Annotated in this window: 14 protein-coding genes; 7 read left to right on the top strand and 7 right to left on the bottom strand. The window is 44.6% G+C overall.

The window, feature by feature from the left end; translation table 11 throughout:
- Positions 1 to 403 precede the first annotated feature (403 nt).
- Positions 404 to 1,405 carry a LacI family DNA-binding transcriptional regulator gene (locus ACYX4N_RS00515; protein WP_476055257.1) on the bottom strand — a complete coding sequence of 334 codons (1,002 nt, stop codon included), beginning with the start codon at positions 1,403 to 1,405 and terminating at the stop codon, positions 404 to 406.
- Positions 1,406 to 1,714: 309 nt separating this feature from the next.
- On the opposite strand from ACYX4N_RS00515, the gene ACYX4N_RS00510 reads away from it, so the two are divergent.
- The 7 genes from ACYX4N_RS00510 (at position 1,715) to ACYX4N_RS00480 (ending at position 10,607) form a co-directional block, all read left to right on the top strand.
- Positions 1,715 to 2,737 (top strand): aldose epimerase family protein, encoded by a 1,023-nt coding sequence (locus tag ACYX4N_RS00510; protein WP_476055256.1) that lies wholly within the window; start codon positions 1,715 to 1,717, stop codon positions 2,735 to 2,737.
- A 169-nt stretch (positions 2,738 to 2,906) separates the two neighbouring features.
- Positions 2,907 to 3,962, top strand: a complete 1,056-nt coding sequence (locus ACYX4N_RS00505; protein WP_474857310.1) for a UDP-glucose--hexose-1-phosphate uridylyltransferase — start codon at positions 2,907 to 2,909, stop codon at positions 3,960 to 3,962.
- Positions 3,955 to 5,094, top strand: a complete 1,140-nt coding sequence (gene galK, locus ACYX4N_RS00500) for a galactokinase (RefSeq protein WP_025256943.1) — start codon at positions 3,955 to 3,957, stop codon at positions 5,092 to 5,094. Before ACYX4N_RS00505 ends, galK begins: the two co-directional genes overlap by 8 nt.
- A 362-nt stretch (positions 5,095 to 5,456) precedes the next feature.
- Complete coding sequence (locus ACYX4N_RS00495) at positions 5,457 to 7,019, top strand: sodium/sugar symporter (RefSeq protein WP_476055255.1); 1,563 nt, start codon at positions 5,457 to 5,459, stop codon at positions 7,017 to 7,019.
- Positions 7,020 to 7,286: 267 nt separating this feature from the next.
- Complete coding sequence (locus tag ACYX4N_RS00490; protein ID WP_179982031.1) at positions 7,287 to 7,871, top strand: single-stranded DNA-binding protein; 585 nt, start codon at positions 7,287 to 7,289, stop codon at positions 7,869 to 7,871.
- Between the two features lie 187 nt (positions 7,872 to 8,058).
- Positions 8,059 to 9,345, top strand: coding sequence for an alpha/beta hydrolase family protein (locus ACYX4N_RS00485; protein WP_476055254.1), 1,287 nt, complete (start codon positions 8,059 to 8,061; stop codon positions 9,343 to 9,345).
- A gap of 170 nt (positions 9,346 to 9,515) precedes the next feature.
- On the top strand, positions 9,516 to 10,607 hold the full coding sequence (locus tag ACYX4N_RS00480) for a tetratricopeptide repeat protein (RefSeq protein ID WP_476055253.1): 1,092 nt from the start codon (positions 9,516 to 9,518) through the stop codon (positions 10,605 to 10,607).
- An 83-nt stretch (positions 10,608 to 10,690) separates the two neighbouring features.
- Here the strand turns inward: ACYX4N_RS00480 and ACYX4N_RS00475 are convergent, their stop codons facing one another.
- From ACYX4N_RS00475 to glpK, 6 genes are all read right to left on the bottom strand, one after another.
- Positions 10,691 to 12,820: an alpha-galactosidase gene (locus ACYX4N_RS00475; protein WP_476055252.1), complete on the bottom strand. Its 2,130-nt coding sequence runs from the start codon at positions 12,818 to 12,820 to the stop codon at positions 10,691 to 10,693.
- Between the two features lie 270 nt (positions 12,821 to 13,090).
- On the bottom strand, positions 13,091 to 14,548 hold the full coding sequence (locus tag ACYX4N_RS00470) for an SLC5 family protein (protein WP_476055251.1): 1,458 nt from the start codon (positions 14,546 to 14,548) through the stop codon (positions 13,091 to 13,093).
- A gap of 20 nt (positions 14,549 to 14,568) precedes the next feature.
- Positions 14,569 to 15,318, bottom strand: coding sequence for a SapC family protein (locus tag ACYX4N_RS00465; protein WP_476055250.1), 750 nt, complete (start codon positions 15,316 to 15,318; stop codon positions 14,569 to 14,571).
- A gap of 13 nt (positions 15,319 to 15,331) precedes the next feature.
- Entirely contained in the window at positions 15,332 to 16,864 is a 1,533-nt protein-coding gene (locus ACYX4N_RS00460) for a tryptophan halogenase family protein (RefSeq protein WP_476055249.1), read from the bottom strand.
- A 127-nt stretch (positions 16,865 to 16,991) separates the two neighbouring features.
- A complete protein-coding gene (locus ACYX4N_RS00455) occupies positions 16,992 to 19,814 on the bottom strand; it encodes a TonB-dependent receptor (RefSeq protein WP_474802766.1) in 2,823 nt (940 codons plus the stop codon).
- Between the two features lie 304 nt (positions 19,815 to 20,118).
- Complete coding sequence (gene glpK / locus ACYX4N_RS00450; protein WP_476055248.1) at positions 20,119 to 21,603, bottom strand: glycerol kinase GlpK; 1,485 nt, start codon at positions 21,601 to 21,603, stop codon at positions 20,119 to 20,121.
- Between the last annotated feature and the right edge of the window lie 31 nt (positions 21,604 to 21,634).

The following is a 21,634-nucleotide window of genomic DNA, read 5'->3' as shown; positions in this document are numbered from 1 at the left end:
AATCTTACCTGCTGTGGATAAATAGTGGAAAACCTTGTTGGTAAGTCTGTTAATAGCCATATAAAACAACAGATCACGATCTCGTAAGCGCTTTCTGGTCGGATCACGAAATGTCAGTTAAATCAAGCGCTGTAGAGCCATTGTTGCTGATCCTACTGTTTTTCGATCATAACCTGGTGCAGGATCAGGCAATTTTCTCTATTGGGGATAAAAGTTTGGAGCATAACGATCAAGCGCGTATTTTTGTCAATAGTTTCATGTCATGAAATTTTTAGAACACGGTAGCACAAGGATGCGGCTAATTACGATTAATCACTCATCAAATTGGCTCATTACAGTATAAATAAAATACCCGCCGCAGGCGGGTACTTGTTACTATCGTCAACTACGAGATAAGCGAAGACTACACTCGTACCACGGAATCTCGCTTAACAACCGTGGGTGTATATTTAAAGGTTAAGCCATCTTCTGGTTTACTTCCCGATGCGTACTTCAATGCTAGTTCAGCAGCCTTCGCTGCCATCATTTCTACAGGATAACGCAGCGTAGTTAATTTAGGGCGACAATATTTAGCGAGTAATACATCGTCATATCCCATTACAGATACTTGCTCAGGCACCGAAATACCATGATCTTGTAACATGGTCATTGCACCTGATGCCATCGCATCGTTATAAGCCAAGACAGCGGTAAATTTAGCGCCTGTGGCAAGCAGGTTCTGCATTGCCAATTCTCCACCTTCTTGATCAGGCGTGGCGTATTCAATCATGCTTTCAGGTAAGCTAAGCTTTGCGCTATCGATGGCGTTTCTGATTCCTTCGAGACGATGATTCGGATCATCAATACGGTATTGGCTGCTTATTACCGCTACATTTTCATGCCCTTGGTTGATTGCATATTCCGCCATAAGGCGGCCACCGGTCACGTTATCAAGCCATACGCAGCGGTTCGCGATTTCTGGGATGTATCGGTTAATTAGAACAAAGCCTGGTACTTGGTTAGCAAAGCCAATCAACGTCTTATCATCAAGAGCTTTGCTGTGAACAACCATGGCTTCAACACGGTGCTCTAACAAGGTTTCGATGGCGCGCAACTCTGTCTCTTTTTCAATTGACCCCGCACTTAATAGTATTTGAACGTTATTTTTGCGCGTTATGGATTCAACACCATGGGCTAACATTGCGAAAAATGGATCGTGGAGTTCAGCAATAACCACACCCAATGAGGAACTGCGTTTAGTTACGAGAGCCCGTGCATTTGCGTTAGGACGGTAGCCCATTTCTTCCATGATTTTTTTAACGCGTTGTCGAGTATCGTTGCCTACTTTTGGGCCGTTATTGATAACCCTAGATACTGTGGCTAACGAAACGCCAGCGGCTTGGGCTATATCTTTTATTGTTGCCATTTTCTCTTTAACTTTGTTTTTTAATGCATTGAAGACCTTGGGGTCTGATTGGCATAGCGTACATTATATTTACATAAAAAGGTAAAATTCTCTCTTTCTGTGCTATGGCGGCACATCTCAAGCAATAGATAAAACTATAAAGTGGTTTTACCATACGCAGTTCCTCGCCAAACCCCTGTCAAAAAGAACGGAAAACGTATAACCTTTTAGCAATTCTGAGCGCTCTACCGATTCTAAAACTTTGCAGGCGAGCAAGAAAAATTGCCCGAGATTAATTAATCGAGCACCCGAAAAGGTAAAATAATTGTTATGAAAATCAACGTATCGACATTTGGTGAAGTAAGCGGCAAAGCTGTTAGTGCTTTTACTTTGAGTAATGACAACGGGATGTCAGTTACCTTGCTCAACTATGGTGGAATTATCAAGGAACTCTATTTTCCCAACGCGAAGGGCGAGTTGATTAGCTGTGTTCAAACTTTTGATACGTTGCAGGGCTATATCGATGACCCTAGCTATCGCGGTGCAATTGTAGGGCGCTATGCTAATAGAATAGGGAATGGCACATTTACTTTAAATGGCCAGCAGTACACGTTAGATAAAAACGGGGGAGAGCATAATCTTCACGGAGGGCATGCCGGCTTTCACAAAAAATTGTGGCAAGCTAGTACCCAAGAATCCCCCGAGAGTGCCAGTGTAACATTCACCTTATCAAGCCCAGACGGCGAAGGTGGTTTTCCAGGAAATGTTAGTGTTGAGGCGTGTTATACGCTTAATCAGCAAAATGAGTTAACCCTTGTAGTCAAAGCAACGACAGATAAGGAAACGCCCCTTAGTTTTACACAGCATGCTTACTTTACACTAAGTAACGATGAGAAAGTGGGTAGTACACTGCTACATATCGATGCAAAAAAGGTGACGGATGCAGATAGTACTCTGCTACCAACTGGTGATTTAGTTGATGTCGCTGATACACCTTTTGATTTCACTTCATTTCGTGCAATAAAGGAAAGGGCTGAACAAGACAATTCACATCCATTGTTTGACCGAGTAGGTGGCTACGACCATAACTATGTACTTCAGCCTGCGCATGAAAATAGTCCGCAAGCAACTGTGAAAGCGCCTGATACTGGCTTGACCATGGAGTTATTTACTAGCTTGCCGGGGCTGCAATTTTATACGGGAAGTTTAAAAGACAGTAATCAGCTAGGAGCTCTATGTTTAGAACCCCAGCATTTTCCCGACGCCCCGAATAAACCGTCGTTTCCGAATTGTTTCCTAAACCCGGGTAACACTTACGAAGAAACGATTCGTTATAAATTCAGCGCTGAGTGAACGCACTGAAGTGCTAAAAGAAAATTAATTGTTATTAATTTAACAATTAATTTTCTTTGTTAGTTAATTGATAAACAGTATATCTTGCTATATTATTACTAGGGTAAACGTTTAACCCTATTTGACGTTGCGCTTCTCAGCGTAACTGACTAATGCAGAGAGAGTGATTATGGGAACCCCTTTCGACCCAACCAATGATCCGCATCGCCGTTATAACCCGTTGTTGGGAGAGTGGGTGCTTGTATCACCACACCGTGCTAAGCGTCCTTGGCAGGGGGCTTCTGAAGAGCCGAATAACGAACAAAAGCCATCTTACGACCCTACTTGTTATCTGTGCCCGACTAACACTCGGGTAAATGGCGAGGTAAATCCAGACTACAAAGGCACTTTCGTTTTTCAAAACGATTTTGCTGCGCTCAAGCAAGATACTGAGCAAGCCAGTGAGAAAAAAGGTCTGTTCCAATTTGAAACAGAGCAAGGCTGTAGTCGCGTTATCTGTTTTTCTCCAGATCACAGTAAAACACTTCCTGAGCTTACTGACGAAGAACGGGTAGATGTGGTTAACACGTGGAAAGAACAAACCGCTGAACTAGGTGAAAGCTATTGTTGGGTACAGGTGTTTGAAAACAAAGGCTCAATGATGGGGTGTTCTAACCCTCACCCGCATGGTCAGGTATGGGCGCAGCAGCACATTCCCACAGACCCAGCAAAAAAATTAGTACAGCTGAAGCAGTACTTTGGTGAAAACAACGCACCTATGTTGTTGGATTACGCTGAGCAAGAAGTTATTAAGCAAGAGCGCGTAGTATGCCAAAACGATGATTGGGTGGTTGTGGTGCCATATTGGGCTGCATGGCCATTTGAAACGTTATTACTGCCACGTTTTGATGTTCAATCTTTGCATAAGCTATCTGATTCGCAATCTCTTTCACTTGCGAAAATCATTGGTGAGATAACAGCTAAATACGACAATTTATTTGAAACGTCTTTCCCATATTCAATGGGTTGGCACAGTGCGCCATTTGATAATGAAGACCATCCTGAGTGGACACTTCATGCACATTTCTTCCCGCCGCTATTGCGCTCAGCAAGTGTTCGCAAGTTTATGGTTGGATACGAAATGATGGCCGAAGCACAACGAGATTTGACCCCTGAACAGGCGGCAGACAGATTAAAAGCACTGCCTACGGTGCACTACAAGCAACGTGAGAATACCAATGGATAACCAAGTACTTTCTTCTAAATTTGAAGCGCATTATGGCAACGAGCCTACGTTAATAGCACACGCCCCTGGTCGAGTGAACATCATTGGTGAGCACACCGATTATAACGAAGGGTTCGTCTTTCCGGCTGCTATCAACTTTGGTACTTGGGTTGCGGCAACGAAGCGCGACGATAATGACATTCTGGTTACTGCGATGGACTACGAAAATCAGCAGAATCAGTTCTCATTGTCAGACATTAATTACGACGAGGAACAAGGTTGGGCAAACTATGTTCGCGGCGTAGTGAAAGTGCTAAAAGAGGCGATGCCAGATTTTGGCGGCGCAAATTTGTTGGTAACGGGTAATGTTCCACAAGGCGCCGGTTTAAGCTCTTCAGCGTCTTTTGAAGTGGCAATACTGAAAGCCCTAAGCGCATTGTATGAATTGCCTCTTGATGGTGTACAAGCTGCGCTATTAGGTCAAAAAGCAGAAAACACTTTCGTAGGCTGTTCGTGCGGCATCATGGATCAGTTAATCTCAGCCATGGGTAACGAAGGTATGGCAATGCTGCTTGATTGTCAGTCGTTAGCCATCGAACATTCACCGCTTCCTGACTCGCATCAAATCGTGATTATCAACTCGAATGTGAAACGTGGCTTGGTAGACAGCGAGTATAACTTGCGTCGTCAGCAGTGCGAGCAAGGTGCATCGCTACTGGGTGTTTCATCGTTGCGCGAAGCAACCATGGAGATGCTAGAAGAAGCCAAAGCACACATGCCTGAAGTGGTTTATCGCCGAGCAAAGCATATCATTACTGAAAACGCGCGTACGTTGGCCGCAAGCCAAGCGTTAAAGTCTGGTGATATTGAAACGGTAAGTGACGCTATGGCCCAGTCTCACGTTTCTATGCGTGATGATTTCGAAATTACCGTACGCCCAATTGATTATTTGGTTGAGATTATCGGTGAAGTGCTTGGCAAATCTGGCGGTGTCCGTATGACGGGCGGTGGTTTTGGCGGCTGCGTAGTAGCGCTTGCCCCTACAGACAAAGTTGATGCTGTGAAGCAAGTAGTAGCAGACAAATACTTTGACGAAACTGGCTACCATGCAGACATCTACGTGTGCACCGCAACACAAGGCGCATTTGCTTAAGTTCGCATGAATGAAAACAAGGATTAGAAACGAAAACCTCTCCCTTTTCTAAACAATCCTTATCGTTAGAATTGTTTGTGTCCCTTGAGCCGCTCCCATAGGTAGCGGCTTTTTTTTTACAAAATTGCATGTTTCTTGTTAAAAAAGATCAACAAAGTGTGATACTAATACTACCCGCAATAACACGATGCGTTTATCGGTGACTTTCTGACCGGTTGACAGTTATCGTAGAATGCGAAAAACGCGTTGTAAAAAACGTGACACTGGTGTGGCAACAACCAATAAAATAATAAAAACAATTTTTCACCTGTGTACCCTGCATAACAATCGCCGCACCCAAAATAAGAACTTTGGGAAAAACTATGAAATTAGCATCAATAGATATCACGTTGTTCGTGGTATACGTCGTCGCGCTTATCGGAATTGCGTGGTGGGTTTCGCGCGAAAAGCAGGGTCACCAAAAAGACACTAACGATTACTTTCTAGCGGGCTCAAGCTTGCCATGGTGGGCAATTGGCGCATCGTTAATTGCCGCCAATATTTCTGCCGAACAGATCATTGGTATGTCTGGCTCAGGCTACCAGCTAGGGCTTGCCATTGCGTCTTATGAGTGGATGGCTGCCATTACACTGCTTATTGTGGGTAAGTTCTTTTTACCTATCTTTTTAAAGCATAAAATTTACACCATGCCTCAATTCTTAGAGCAGCGATACGATCATCGCGTGCGCAAAGTAATGGCAATATTCTGGTTAGGCGTTTATGTATTCGTAAACCTTACTGCTGTGCTGTGGTTGGGTGCTCTGGCTATTAACACTATTGCCGGTGTAGATATGGTTTACGGTATGATGTTTTTAGGTCTTTTCTCGCTAGCCTATTCACTTTATGGCGGCCTAAAAGCGGTAGCGTTAACCGACATTATTCAAGTGGTGCTGTTAGTCATTGGCGGGCTGTTCCTGTCGTATACCGCGTTAAACCTAATCAGTGATGGAAACGGTGTTATTCAGGGGTTTGTCGATTTAACCAATAAACTACCTGAAAAATTCGACATGATTTTGTCAAAAGACAACCCGCACTATATGGACTTGCCGGGCATTTCTGTACTGGTTGGCGGTATGTGGATAATGAACCTGTCGTACTGGGGCTTTAACCAGTACATTATTCAGCGTACGTTGGCGGCAAAGAGCGTGCAAGAAGCCCAAAAAGGTATCGCGTTTGCGGCATTCCTTAAGTTACTTATGCCGTTAATTGTGGTGTTGCCTGGCATAGCTGCGGTACTAATTGTGCCTGACCTAGCTAAGCCTGACCAAGCTTATCCAAGCTTGATGACGCTAATGCCTGTTGGCCTTAAAGGTATTATCTTCGCCGCGCTTGTGGCGGCAATTGTGTCATCACTAGCCTCAATGACAAACAGCGTGTCCACTATTTTTACTATGGACCTTTATAAAGATAAGCGCCCGAACGAGTCACAGCAGCACTATGTAAAAGTAGGGCGAATCGTAAGCCTGGTCGCGCTAATTATTGCTATGGTGGTAGCTAAACCGTTATTAGGTAATTTCGACCAAGCATTCCAATACATTCAAGAGTTTACCGGTTTCTTTACGCCTGGCATTTGTGCGCTCTTCGTATTAGGTATGTTCTGGAAGAAAACCACGGCAAACGGTGGCCTGCTTGCCGCGTTAGGTTCATTTTTATTAAGCATTGTATTTAGACAGTTCTGGCCAGAACTACCGTTTATTGACCGTGTAGGGCTCGTGTTCCTACTGTGTGTTGCTCTGGCTGTAGTTGTTTCACTTCTGGAGAAAAAGGGCGTTAGCGAAAACGCGGTTGATATAAAAGAAGTGCAGTTCAAAACCACAAGTGGTTTTAACGTAGCTTCAATCGCTGTAGTGATTTTGACGGCAGCGTTTTATATTACGTGGTGGTAGCAAGTACAAGAGGGTGTTTCTAATAGTAACGCCGTAACTAAGCTCTGCTCAAAACAACGCGAAAGTTCAGAAGACGCTGACAATAAATTTTGTTAAGTTCTAGAACGTGTTGCAGTTAGTGAAGTAAACGTGAGGCGAAAAATTTCAATTTTCCCTCATAAAATACGATATACTAACCGGCTAATATTCGATGAACTTTCGCGCTTGCTGATGTCTTACTAAGAAGAGTTATACAGCAAGCCACTAAAAACGTTACAGGAGACATCAATGGCAACGAAAGGCGTTAATAAGGTTATTCTTGTTGGAAACCTTGGCAATGATCCTGAAGTTAGATACATGCCTAACGGAAACGCCGTTGCGAACTTAAGCCTAGCAACTAGCGAAAGCTGGAAAGACCAACAAGGTCAGGTTCAAGAGCGCACTGAGTGGCACCGCCTTACAATGTATCGTCGCTTAGCAGAAATTGCCGGAGAGTACCTGAAAAAGGGCTCGCAGATTTACGTTGAAGGTAAATTGCAAACGCGCAAGTGGCAAGATCAGCAAGGTCAGGATAGGTACACTACTGAAATTATCGTAGACCAAATGCAAATGCTTGGTGGTCGTGGCGGTGAAGGTGGCGGCGGTAACGGTGGTTATCAGCGTCCTCAAAACAACCAAGGTGGTTACAACCAAGCACCAGCGCAGGGCGGCTATAACCAAGCGCAACAGCAAGGCGGTGGTCAACAAGGTGGTTACAATCAAAACCAAGGTGGCGGCTATAATCAAGCGCCTCAAGGTGGTAACCAAGGTCAGCCTAAGAACCCACCAATGGCTGAGCCAGATTTTGACTTTGACGACGATATTCCGTTTTAATCAAAGACAAAATCAAGAATGTTGAAAAGTATAAAAAGAGCCGCTTATAGCGGCTCTTTTTTTGAGCTAAACTCGCCTAATTATTTCCTCTTATATTTCTAAATCATCAATAACAATAGTCTTGAGGTTGTGCCGTATCCGCAGCAAGGTATTATTTTATTAACTAATTAGAAAAATGCCTATCACCATGAAAACGTTATCCCTACTTGCTAGTACCATCGCTTTGGTTTCAGCCACCACCATCGTTTCACCCACAGTATCAGCTGCACAAACGCTGTATAAGCCTTTTCCTACCGACGTGATGCCGTCGCTAAGTGAAAAAGGTACACATACAGTTGGCGTAAAAACGATTGAAGCCACGTATCCTGAAAAAGTGAAAGATATTGCTGGAAATGATGTCGAGCGCAAATTGACGCTAGAGGTTTGGTATCCAGCTTCTAGTGCAGCCGAGACGGCAACATATGTGAATGAAACACGAAGTGGTCAAGTATTTGAAATTGAAGGTGATGCAAGTCGCGATGCGCCTATTGCTAAAGCAGAATCTGATTACCCGGTGGTGGTTATATCTCACGGCTATACCGGCTATCGCACGCTTATGTATTATTTAGGTGAACACCTAGCGTCTCACGGCTATGTAGTAGCAGCAATCGACCATACAGACTCAACAAACAAAGACGTTAACTTTGCGGAAAATCCGTATTCAGGTTTTCCAAGCACGCTACTTAATCGCTCTCGCGATCAGGTTTTTACCCTAAATAGTATTAGCGAGCATGACTTTTTTAAAGCGAACGTTGATGCAAGCAAAGCAGGGGTGATTGGTTACTCCATGGGTGGCTATGGTGCGGTAAGTACAGTCGGTGGTTGCTATGCATTTAACGATCAAACAGCAGCAACCTTTACCGGTACACAAGACCCTAAAGTGGCAGCCCTTATTAAAGACGCACTAAATACTTGCGCCGGTGGCGAAGAAAGTAGCAAGGATGTGCTACCAGCTTGGAAAGCAGCGCTAGCGCTTGCCCCATGGGGCGGGCAACATCAGCTCTTTGACGTTGAATCACTTAACAATATCAAGGTACCGGTTCTTTATGTGGCAGGTGATAACGACGATATTTCTGGTTACGAAGGTATCAAGTGGTTATTCGAAAATACCGGCAGTGAAGGCTCTAAGCTACTTACGGTTAAAAATGCGCGTCATAACGTAGCGCCACATCCAGCACCTAAAGAAGCCTATGGTAGCGAGTTTGATTTGGGTAGCTACATTGAACCTGCGTGGGAAGTACAAAAGTTAAATGCCATCAACGAGCACTTTGCGTTAGCGCTAATGAACTGTCATGTGAAAGGTTTAAAAGATGATTGTGAATACCTGAACGTGAGTGGCAGTAGTGCCCAAGTACCCGTAGACGGTAAGAAGCCAGAGCCTTGGAAGGGCTTCGACGACCGATGGGCATTGGGTCTAGAGATGGACGGTAAATAAAAGTTTGAAAAGGGTGCTTCGGCATCCTTTTTTAATTTTGTTACATATTTATTTTCTAACTTTACGCATAGTGGCGTATTGTAAGACTGCTTCTATCAATCATTGATAGTAAAAAGCGCTTTAAAGCGGCATTTCGGGCTACCCATAAACTAAACCATAAGGAAGTGAAAATGCGTAAATCTACTGTGTCAGCACTATGTGCGTGTTCTATTTTGTTAATGCCTTCCATAACCGTTACCCAAAGCTATGCGGCAGCACAAAACGTTGCTACAGCAAGTGCCGATGACATAGAAACGCTAAAGGCCTACTTCAAACAAGGCGACTATAATTATGTTGTAGAATCCCTCGAAGCCGTTGAAGGCAAATCGCCAGAACAACACAACATGCTTATTTCTGCCCTGATGAACCTAGATTTAGATGATGCCGAGGAGGCAGCAGAGCAGTTTGTTCAGGATTACAGTGATAACTATAAGGCTTATCATACACACGCCAGCGTAATGGGAGCCCAAGCCTCAAGTAGTATATTTTCAGCCCTAGGCTATGCGAAAAAAGCAAAAAAGAGTTTAGAAAAAGCAGTGGAAATTGCCCCAAAAGAGGTTGCTGTTTACCAAGCCCTAATGCAGTTTTACTTAATGGCTCCTTCTATTGCTGGTGGCGATTTGGATGAGGCCACGAAACTTGCGCAAACTATTTCAAAACTAGATGCTACCGAAGGTCAGTTTGCTTTAGCTAAAGTTTATTTGGAAAAAGATAAACAGGCAGAAGCAGAGGCGATCTTTGCCTCTTTAATTGAAGATGACAGCACCCACATTCGCGCTAGGGTTGAGCTAGGTAGTTTCTATTTAGGTAATGAGCAGTACGCTGCATCTTACGATACTTTGTTACCGTTATCAGATACTGATGTGACTGCAGCTTCGAAAGCGGATACTGAGGCTTGGGATACGTATCAAAAGCGTAAAGCCAATCTTATGTATGGAAAGTATCGCTTAGGGCAAGTTGCTGTTGAAAGTGGCGAGTACACAACTTCAGGTATTGACGCGCTAAAAAGCTATTTGGAAGACTACCAAGTTACGACCATTGATACTGAAGGCTTACCAGGAGCTAATTGGGCCCAGCTGCGCCTAGCCGAACTTCTTCTTAACGCAGACAAAGTGAATGAAGCGCAAAACCTTGTTGAGACGATAAAAGAAGACAGCGATGAACGCTTTGCTAAAACACTTAAGAAAATTAAAAAGGCACTAAAAAAGCGAGCGGCGGTGTAATACCGCGTAGCTCGCTTACTCGTATTTTCTTTCGGCTGCGCTTAGAAGGCCATAGCGCTCAGAAAGCCATAGCGTTTAGAAAACTACAGGGCTTTAACAGTATAAATCAGCGCTGTTTGTGGGAAGAGTACCGGCAGCTGCATACCGTATTTCATCAAGACTTCGCCAGAGAACACTTGTCCTTCAGTTTGCTGCAAAATTGAAGGAGTGTATTCTTTCAGCTTTTCAGGCCATACACGCTCAATGGTGTATTGCTTGTTAGCATCAAGCCCTGCAAAGTAGAAACGATTCGGCGTAGTGCGTACGGTTTCTGTAACACTGTTATATGCAAAAATACCTTCCTGCTTGTCTTTCGACACATAACCAAATTTCACATTCATGCCGTCATCATCCATGCGGAATAGGTCGCCGCCGTGGGTAATATGACGATATTTCTTATAAAGCGAAATTGCGTCTGTTAGCACGCTTTGCTCGTGGCCTGTCAGTTCACGTGGGTCCATTTCTATACCCATATGGCCAAACAAGGCTACTGCTGAACGAATTTCAATAGGTAGGTTACGGCCAGTAATATGGCAGTCACGCGGACCTACGTGGGCGCCCATGACTTCAGATGGGAAGAAGTAAGAGCAGCCGCGCTGAATGTATAAGCGGTCTAGTGCGTCGTTAGAGTCTGATGTCCAGAAGCGATCTGTGTGTGGCAATATGCCTAAATCTACACGTCCGCCACCTGAACAACAGCTTTCTATTTCGATGCCTGGCTTAGCTGCTTTTACGCGGTCAATTAAACCGTAAAGCGCTGCCATTTGGCCGTGCATTGCTGGTTTGCCTTGAAGGTTACCCGGATGGTTTACATCGCGGTTCATGTCCCATTTGATGTAGCTAATTTTGGGATAGGCTTTTAGTACATCAGTAATCACCTTATACAGGTACTCAACCACTTCAGGGTTGGTTAAATCCAATACGTACTGATTTCTGAAAGGAACGTGAGGGTTATTCTCGGTTTGCAGCGCCCACTCAGGGTGTGCGCGATATAAGTCGCTATCTGGGTTAACCATTTCTGGCTCAAACCAAATACCGAATTCCATGCCAAGACCAGTAACATGGTCAATCAACCCGTCTAGTCCTTCAGGGTAGATGGCTTCATCTACAAACCAGTCACCAAGCCCAGCTTTGTCGTTCCTGCGGCCTTTAAACCAACCATCATCTAATACAAAGCGCTCAATACCTAGGGGTGCTACCTTGTCAGCCAAGGCTTTAAGTTCGTCTTCGTTGTGATCGAAGTAAATTCCTTCCCAGGTGTTGTAGTGCACTGGGCGAGGCTTTGATTCAGCGCTGTGGTTTAGCACATTGCTGCGAATGAAGTTATGGAACTGTTGCGACAGGGAAGAAAAACCTTCACAGCCATAGCCGGTGTAAAGCACTGGTGATGTATAGCTTTCGCCAGCATTAAGTACAACTTCACCTGGAAATAACAACTCACCAAACTGTACGTAGCTTCTGCCATCAGCCATGAGTTCAGCGCGAAGTTTATGGTTCGCTGAAGCGCCAAGGTGGTAACCAAAGCACTCACCGTTAAGTTCCCCTGTCCCTTCAGGAAATGCAATCAAACCAGGAAAAGTGTCGTGAGACGTTTTACCGCGACGATTTTCACGAACGTAGCTGCCAAAGAATAAGTCGTGATCTTTGGTTTGGAATTCAGCAGACCAACGACCTTCGAATGTTTTGATTTTACTAACCGTTGTAGGAAGTGGAAGGCTAGCGGCATTCAGGTAATTGAGGTTCAGCGCACTGCTGCCGGTGTTTTCTACACGAGAAACATATTTTACAACGCTGGTCGCGGTATCAAGCTCTACACTTGTAATAAGGCGCATACCGCGATGTGCATCTTCAGCAATGAAGGCAACCGATTGATCGTCTTGATTTATCTCTACTAAGTTAAAGCCTGCTGACCATTGGTCAGCATCGCCGGAAACTTCAAGGCCTGGCTGTCCTGTCCATCCTTCACCATGTGTAGGCACTAATGTAATGGGTGGCTCTATTACTGGCGCACACTTAGCTTCTTGGCGTGTATTTAAAACGCTAAGCATTTCAGGCGTTGTGCTGTCACTTAATGGCGCACCATAGTAAATGACTTTTGGCATACGACCCTGACAGTCGAATATTAAGGTGACTTTTTCGTTCGACAGGCGTACGAATTGAGAAAGTGACGACATAAAAACCTCAGCGTTAATAAAACGTAAATTAGGTGGTGATACAACTTTTTTACAACGTAAGTAGTGACTTCTTACGGCATAATTTCGCATATTAAATCACGTTCACTATACCTATTCTACAATTTTAGGGTAAACGTTTAACTTTCAATGGTAGTCTGCATTGCGAAGGAAATGAAGTCTGACCAATAGTTGTAAAATATAGACGATATTAATTGTTAAAAACAAAAAAGGATGTCAAAAGACATCCTTTTTCGACATGTAACTAATTTGTTAGGCTTCTTTCTTATAAAGCTCTAACGAAAAATCTGCCTTTTGGTTAAACACCAAGCGGTTCACAATAAGAGCAAAGGCGACACAGCCAATAAGCGTTGCGAACATTAGGTGGATGTAATGAAGGCCAAATGGTGCATACAGAGGTGAAGCTTCAAAGCTCATTAATGCGTAAATTGAAACGCCGAACAACACTGCACCAATGGCTGCGAATGCATGCACGTTTCTAAACAGTAAGCCTACGATGAATACCGAAAGAATAGGCATGCTTAATAGACCGTACAGCTTTTGAACTAGGTTAATAATACTATCAGCTTGTTGGTATACGGGGATTAGCGCAAGCGATACTAAACACAATAAGACCGTAACGTAGCCGCTTAACTTAGGTACGTTAGGTGTTTTGTTGATATAGCTTTCGTGGATATCACAAACATATAGCGCAGTAGCAGAGTTCAAATTACTGTTAAACGTGGTTAACACCGCAGCCGCCATAGCCGCAGCGAATACGCCAGAAAGCCAATCAGGCAATACCGTTGCAACAATTTTTCCGTAAGCACTATCACCAATATCACCAAATAGTTTGTATGAAACGATACCTGGAATAACAATAATGGCAGGTACAATTAGCAAGCGGATACCGGCCGCAGCGAATACGCCTTTTTGCGCTTCTTTCAAAGAAGGTGCCGCCATCGCGCGCTGAGTAATAACTTGGTTAGTACCCCAGTAAAACATTTGGATGAAAATCATACCGGTAAGCAAGGTGTGCCAAGGGATTGGAGACTCATCATCGCCAATTAACGTAAGACGCTCTTGCGGAATGCCGTCAAAGTTATAGTCGATGGCTTGAAGCGCTAAAATAACCACCAGTACGGCCATGGTTAAAAGCAGCACGCCTGAGTAGGTATCAGACACCGCTACTGCGCGAAGGCCTCCGAAGATAGCGTATAGAGCACCAACGATAACGAAGATAACTGCAATGTACATCAGCGGCAGCTCAACGTTAAACATTGACTGCATAAACAAAGAACCCGAATAGATTACCGCTGGGCAGAAAATTAAAGCACTGCCTGCGAAGAAGAGCGCACTAATAACTGCGCGTATGTGCTTGTCGTGATAGCGCTGCTCTAGAAGTTCTGTTGTCGTTGTACACTTGAACTTGTAATACACAGGCAGAAATACTTTTGCCAGTACGAAAAGGCCTACAACGGCTGCTAGCTCCCATAGTGCTAACAAGGCCATTTGGTTACCGTTCATACCTACTAGCTGGTCAGTACTTAGGTTGGTGAGCGTGATACTACCTGCAACGAAATACCAAGCTAGACCTCCGCCTGCAAGAAAGTATTCGCGGTTTTGGTTTTGAGCATTTCTATTTTGTCCGCGGCAACTTAAATAGGTAAGAAAACCGATTAAAGCAGTCACAAAGACAAAAACAGACACCTGAATAGTGCTGGAAAACATGTTTTACTCCTAAAGGAAAGTTATGACTTGCTGGTTTCGAACTTAATGTTGTTTACAGCGCGATCAGGGAATTTAGTGTTATGAAGACGAATAACGCGGTTCACTTGCAAAATAGAACCAAGAATATTGAAAAGCACGTTGAGCAGGCCCTTTTGATTCAAACTAGCCAGTTCTTCACCCGTAAGGTTTTGCAAGCGTTGTTCATTCACCGTAGCTAGCCCGCCTACGCGCTGATTTGTGTTGTCTTTGTACTCTATAATCAAGTCGACAGTATGAATGAGTCCCATCTCGCTAATTTGATTCATCATTACAGCGGTTTGCTGCATGGCGGTAACGCGCTCATCCATCAATTTCTTTTTATTATCTAAGTACGCAGTAGGGCGCTTTGAAGGTAAAAAGAGCGCTTCACCGTTTTGAGAAGAAACAGCTGGCGAGTCGACATCAACTAAAACTTCTTGCTGTTGAGCATCATTTCCCAATCGTACGATAAAAGGCAATGTGCGAAGGCTAAGCGGTGCATAGTGACCTAGCCACGTGCCTTGCGTTTCAAATACGTTCTCTTGAGGAGCTAGGCCGCACAGGGCCGAAATTGTCCAATACTGTGCATCAGTAGATTTGCTGAAAAACAGAGGGAAGTCGCTAGATGCTTGAACGGCTTCTTTTATCTCAATGTTGAGAAGGTGAAATTTCGAATAAGTACTAGCAAGCTTGCTCTCATCAATAGTAAGAGCGCTGTGGGTATCAGCCGATAAGGTTTCAAATGTTGGCATATTATAATTCTCGTTAGCTTGCCAACCACTGCTCAATGTAGTCGCGGTGATTAGGTAAGCTGCTTAGTTTTTGCTGCGTGATTAGCTGATTTTGTTGAATTACTTTATCAGCTAGGTCACGTTCGTTGTAGAAATGAGATTGCAAAGAAAAGTCTGGAGAAAATCCCATTCCATATAGTACGTACTGATAGCTGGCGGCAGGGAATAACTCTATTGCCGCTGAAAAATCAGCAATTTGTGGGCCGCGATACTTCCAAATTTCCAAATCTTCTTTCAAAGAGTCGGGGATAGAAGACGCGTCGCGGTTGGCAACCCAGTAAGGTTCACTGCGTTGATTAAAAATATAATGAAGTTTCAAGAAGTCGATAATGCGCTGCCAGCGATAGTTCATTTGTTTGTTAAAGCGCTGGCTGACTATAGGCATAGCCGAGGCGGGCAGCGGCATTTGCTCTGCAATATAACGTGCTGAAATCTCAATAAGCATGAGGGCTGTTGCCTCTAATGGCTCTACAAACCCTGCGGAAAGACCGACTGCGATACAGTTTCCTTTCCAAATACGCTTCTTATAACCAGAGTTAAAGCGAATTGTGCGCGCTTTCAAATCACCGTGCTTGTCACCGACGTACTCACGCAATACTTCTTCGGCGCGTTCGTCGGTAGTAAAATCGGTGGAATAAACATGACCTACACCTCTTCTTGAAGATAAACCAATATCCCAAATCCAGCCTGCTTCTTGTGCTGTTGCTTGGGTATAGGGCTTTATTTCGAAGTCTTCATCGTGGGGTACATGAAGGGCAAGGGCAGAGTTATTAAATAGCACGTCGTCTGTGGAAATAACGCTTTCACCTAGGGTTTCGCCAAGCAGTAGTGAGCGAAAACCAGAACAGTCGACAAATAAATCGGCATGTAAAACCATGCCGTTGTTAAGCGTAACGCTTTCGATATGTTCGTTTGATGTTGCGGCTACGCTTTCTACCGTGGCGACAATGTGTTTAACGCCTAGCTCCGTTTTGCTGAAGTCTCGTAACATGTCAGCAAATGCGCCAGCATCTAAATGATACGCATAGTTCGACTGTGCGCTGCTGTATTCTTGTTCGCTGAGCGTGCGAGGCGCCATATTGCGCTCACACACGTGCTGCTGAAAGTTAGTGGCGTTGGCAAAATTTGCAATATCGCCTACATAGGGGGCCATTTCTACGCGACCATAACCTAGCGGAACGGTAAACGGGTGGTAATAAAAGTCGCCGTCGCCGTTTACCCAATTTACAAACTTACCGCCCTGCTTGAATGCAGCGCTGCAGCGTCTAAATACTTCCTTTTCAGACAGGCCAATGTCTTTCAGCGTGTTGCGCATGGTTGGCCACGTTCCTTCACCTACGCCGACAGTAGGAATATCACTGGATTCGACCAAAGTAATATCTAAGCCACATTCACCCATTGCTACCTTATGTTTAGCCGCGACTATGGCGGCAGTAAGCCAGCCAGCGGTGCCGCCACCTACGATGACAATACGCTGTTTTTGAGATGTATTAGATGAATGATTCATGAAACAACACTGCTTAAATGGAATTATGACTGTTTTCTACATTTATCCATAAACGTACTCGTTTTGCCAATAGGCTTATGGATAAATGGCAGGGTTTTACCCCTGCCAAAACACACACACACAAATCTTAGAATGAGCCTCGGATACCTACAGAGTAGCGAGCACCATTGTCTTCAATTGAGTAAATTTGGTCTGGGAAGCGACCTACTTGAGTAAGCTCTTCTTCAGTCACGTTGATACCTTCAACAAATACCGTAAGGTGTTCGTTGATGTCGTAACTTGCACTTACATCCCATTGACCGTAAGTTTCAGTCGTAATTGGCTCGCCAGTCGCGCCGCCAACTTCAGTGTTATCTAGTGCAAATAGGAACGACTCACGGTTGTTAAACGCTACACGTGCCTGGAACGCATCACGCTCGTAGAACACGATAAGGTTTTGTGAATCTCCAAGACCTGCTAGCGCAAACGTCTGAGTTGTATCGCCAGATACTTCCGCATCGCTGTTTACTACAGTAGCGTTAGCGGTTACACCAAAGCCGTTATCCCATACGTGGGTAATCGCTACTTCATAACCATTAACTGTTGCTGTTTCGCCGTTTTGAGGGCGTGTAACAGTGTAAACTTCGCTTGCACCATTAAGCTCTTCTGTGTCCGCCACTACGTCGCGATCAGGGTCTTGTGGGTCAAGCGATACGCCCACCGCACAGTCATCCGCTGCACAACGATAGTCACTTGGAAGGCGATTCGTCATGGTATAAGTTTCATCGCCAGAAAGCGTAACAATGAAGTCTTCTACTTCTTTGCTAAATACTGCAAACGAGAACACAGAGTCATCGCTGTAATACCACTCAAATGATAGATCCCAGTTTTCAGCGCTAAATGGCTTAAGGTCAGGGTTACCACCGCTTGCCTGAAGGTTTTGACGGCGAGGCTCGTTGAAAGTAGTCGCTGGCGACATCTGAGACATAGTAGGGCGTGTCAAAGAGTCGTAGCGCGAGAAGCGCACGATCATATCTTCTTGTACTTCTAACTTAACGTTCAGGCTAGGTAGTAGGTTTGCGTATGAAGATGAACCTGTGATGTTTTCTGATGGAGCGAAAACATTTGAAAACAAGGTCAAGTCAGTAGTAGGAACAACGTCAGCGATAAGGGCTTGTACTGCAGAAACTGAAACACTGGTTTCTTCGTAGCGAGCACCAAAGTTCATGGTTAACGGCATATCACCGATGTCATAACCAAATTCGAAGTTAGCGTAAAGCGCGGTTACGTCTTCTTCGATGTTGTAATAGTTAGGCTGAAGCGTTGGTACCACTGGTGCGCCTTGAGAAGCAAGGTAGTCGAGGTATGCATCGCCATCATACGTGTACCAAGTGTCAATCAGACCGCTGAAGAAGTTGTTCGCGGTGAACGGACGAATGTTCAGTTCATCGATTGGCGCCTCTGTGCCATAACCACAGAATACACATTGTGACGCAAACTCTTGGAAAACGAACTTCTCACGCTCTGAACGCAAAATACCGAAGTCAACTTTACGGAAAACGTCAGAGTCAGCAAGGTAAGTGAAGTCAGCTTTGTATTCTGTTACTTCGTCTTCAGACGCAACAACGTTACCTAAGTCGTTATAGTGAAGGCGGTTAAGCGAAATATCAGGTAACTGACCATTGCCAAAACCGTCGTGAATTACAGTAGGTGTACCACCTGTGCTGTCAAACTCGTAGTTGTTGATAATACCTACAACGTTAAAGCGACCTTCGCCAGCAACGTCGTTTTCAGCTTCAGATGTTGATACATCGAAAGTTGCTGAAAGGGCGTCAGTTACCTGCCAATCAACATTTAAGCCGAAGCCTTTGTTAGTTACGTCACGTACACCACGGGTTGATGATACGAAGTCAGATGCTGGGTTGCCGCTACCTTGGTGTAAGTCAATTTCCTGCGTAAATTGTACAGCTGTACCAAACTCAGAAATAGTGGCAGAACCTACGCGGTCTGGTTCAAACCATGATGCAAGGTCAGTAACCTGTGAATCAACTTCAAACTTCGAGATAAAACCGTCTAGGGTAATGGTTACATCATCAGATGGCGCGAACTGCGCAACAAGCGATGCATTAGTACGAGTTCTGTCTTGCTGGTCTACAACTTGGTCCCAGTTACGAGGCAAATAAACATCAGTAGCAATAATCTCAGCCGTTTCGCCATCGCCACGGTTAGAAAGTGTTAGGCCCGGACGCCAGCCCGCTGTTTGAATACGGTTAATTTGAACCTGACGCTCTTGATGAGATACCGCAAGTAGCAAGCCAAATTTATCGTCAGCAAATGTGTTGCTAACTAAGAAAGAGGCTTGTGGAGACGTTTCTTCTGAAAGGGTTTCATACACACCTTTCACGCTTCCTACCGCTTGGAAACCGTCATAGTCGAATGGACGAGCAGTCGATACATTGATGGTAGAGCCGATGCCGCCAGATTGAAGGTTGGCAACGCCACTTTTATAAATACTTGCGCCAGTAATTTGGTCGGCAGCAAGTACGTCGAAGTTAAATGCACGGCCAGCGTCGTCAGTAGCGAGTTGGCGACCGTTTACAAGTACCGTGTTAAACTGTGGGCCGAAACCACGTACCGTAACTTTTTGGCCTTCACCACCATTACGGTCGATAGAAACACCAGTGATACGCTGAAGTGATTCAGCAACGTTTAGATCTGGGAATTTACCTAAATCTTCCGCTGCGATACCGTCTGAAACAGCGAGGTTTTCTTTCTTATCAGACATTGCTCTTTTCAAGCTGCTTACAATGCCGCGAACTTCAATAACTTCAACAGGTGCATCGTTTACACTTTGAGTGTCAGCATCTTGAGAAAATGCTACCGGTGCGTGTAGGGCAGAGGCGATAGCAACACCTAAAAGTGAGCGTTTCGCAATTGGGCCTAACTGTGATGTGTTAATTTTATGTGTCACTGTGTTTTCTCCGTGAGTAGGCTACGTTTTAACGTACTTTGCACTTAAATTACGTTTTTAGTATGTGCGGATCAAGCTTATTAACATTACTTTTACACATTTAACGTTATATTTTCTCGATTATTATTTGTAACTTTATGAAAAATATAGCGTTTCTATTTCAAGGTAAAAGGTGAAACGTTTACCTTGGATCCAATACTAGCACAAAATGACAATGTAATTACAATGTTATAAAAATTTTTTTGTATAAAAAAAGTGCGGTATATAACCGCACTTTATTAACAATAGGAAAAATAAGGAGAAATTAACTACAGCGGATACGGTCTACAGCAGCTTTCCAACCGTCATAGGCTTGATCACGTTCCTGCTTCGATAGTCTTGGGGTGAAAACGCTATCACTCTTCCAGCACTGGGTTAGATCATCAATACTGTTAAACACACCTGCTTGTAATCCGGCAAGGAAGGCGGCGCCTAACGCGGTTGTTTCGGTAATTTCAGGGCGTTCTACTTCAGCCCCCAAAATGTCTGATAAGAAGCCCATTACCCAGTCGTTACGTGACATACCGCCGTCTACACGTATATTCGTAGGGCGTGCTCCGTCGCTCTCCATTGCCTTTTGAAGGTCCTTGGTTTGGTAGCAAACCGATTGCAGGCCTGCTGCAACGATCTCGCTTATCCCTGTATCACGGGTAAGCCCTAAAATGGCGCCACGAGCATCAGGATCCCAATAAGGCGCGCCTAACCCGGTAAACGCGGGAACTAAAAATACACCGTTATCTTCTCTAGCGCGCTGTGCTAGAGCTTCAGATTCTGCCGCGTCGTCAATAAGCTTTAGGCCATCACGGAGCCATTGCACAGTAGCGCCAGCCATAAATATGCTGCCTTCTAACGCATAGGTGGTTTTGCCATTTAGTCGGTAACCTACAGTAGTAAGTAAGCGGTTCTTTGACTGAAGAGGGGCGTCGCCGGTGTTAAGGATCATAAAGCATCCGGTTCCGTACGTACTCTTTGCCATGCCTTTTTCAAAACACGCTTGGCCCACAAGTGCTGCTTGCTGATCGCCTGCTACACCCTGAATAGGAATAGCTTTTCCGATGATGTCTTCTTTAATTACCCCAAAATCTGCGGCACAGTCCATAACTTCAGGCAGCATTGAAGCTGGAATGTTAAATTTATCAAGAAGCTTTTCATCCCAACACTGGTTATGAATATCGAACAACATGGTTCTAGACGCATTGGTGGCATCAGTTTTATGTGATTCACCGCCCGTTAAGCGCCAAATCAAATACGTATCCACGGTACCAAACAGAAGCTTGCCGTTTTCTGCCTTCTCTCGGGCGCCTTCGACGTTATCTAGTATCCATGCGACTTTCGTTGCTGAGAAGTAAGGGTCAAGTAAAAGCCCTGTTGACTCTGTTATGTACGAAACGAATTCTTCGTCTTCGCTAAAATCTCTGCAGTATTGTGCTGTGCGTCTGTCTTGCCAAACTATTGCAGGGTAAACAGGCTTTCCTGATTGCTTATCCCAAACTAGCGTGGTTTCGCGCTGATTCGTGATACCAATAGCGGCGACGTCAGACGGGGTTATATTACATTTGTTAAAAACTTCCTTCAGGGTAGCGACAACGCTTTCCCAAATTTCTTCCGGGTCGTGTTCAACCCAGCCATCTTTAGGGTACTTTTGAGAAAACTCCTGTTGAGCGATGGCTTCAATACTGCCTTTTGCAGAGAAAATAATGCTGCGAGAGCTTGTTGTGCCTTGGTCAATGGCAAGAATATGTTGTCCCATAAGGTCACTCCTGAAGATAATTTTCATAGAG

It is taken from the genome of Alteromonas sp. ABH4_452, assembly GCF_056311825.1.
The sequence above is the reverse complement of the archived record's forward strand: the minus strand, read 5'-3'. Positions and strand labels throughout refer to the sequence as shown.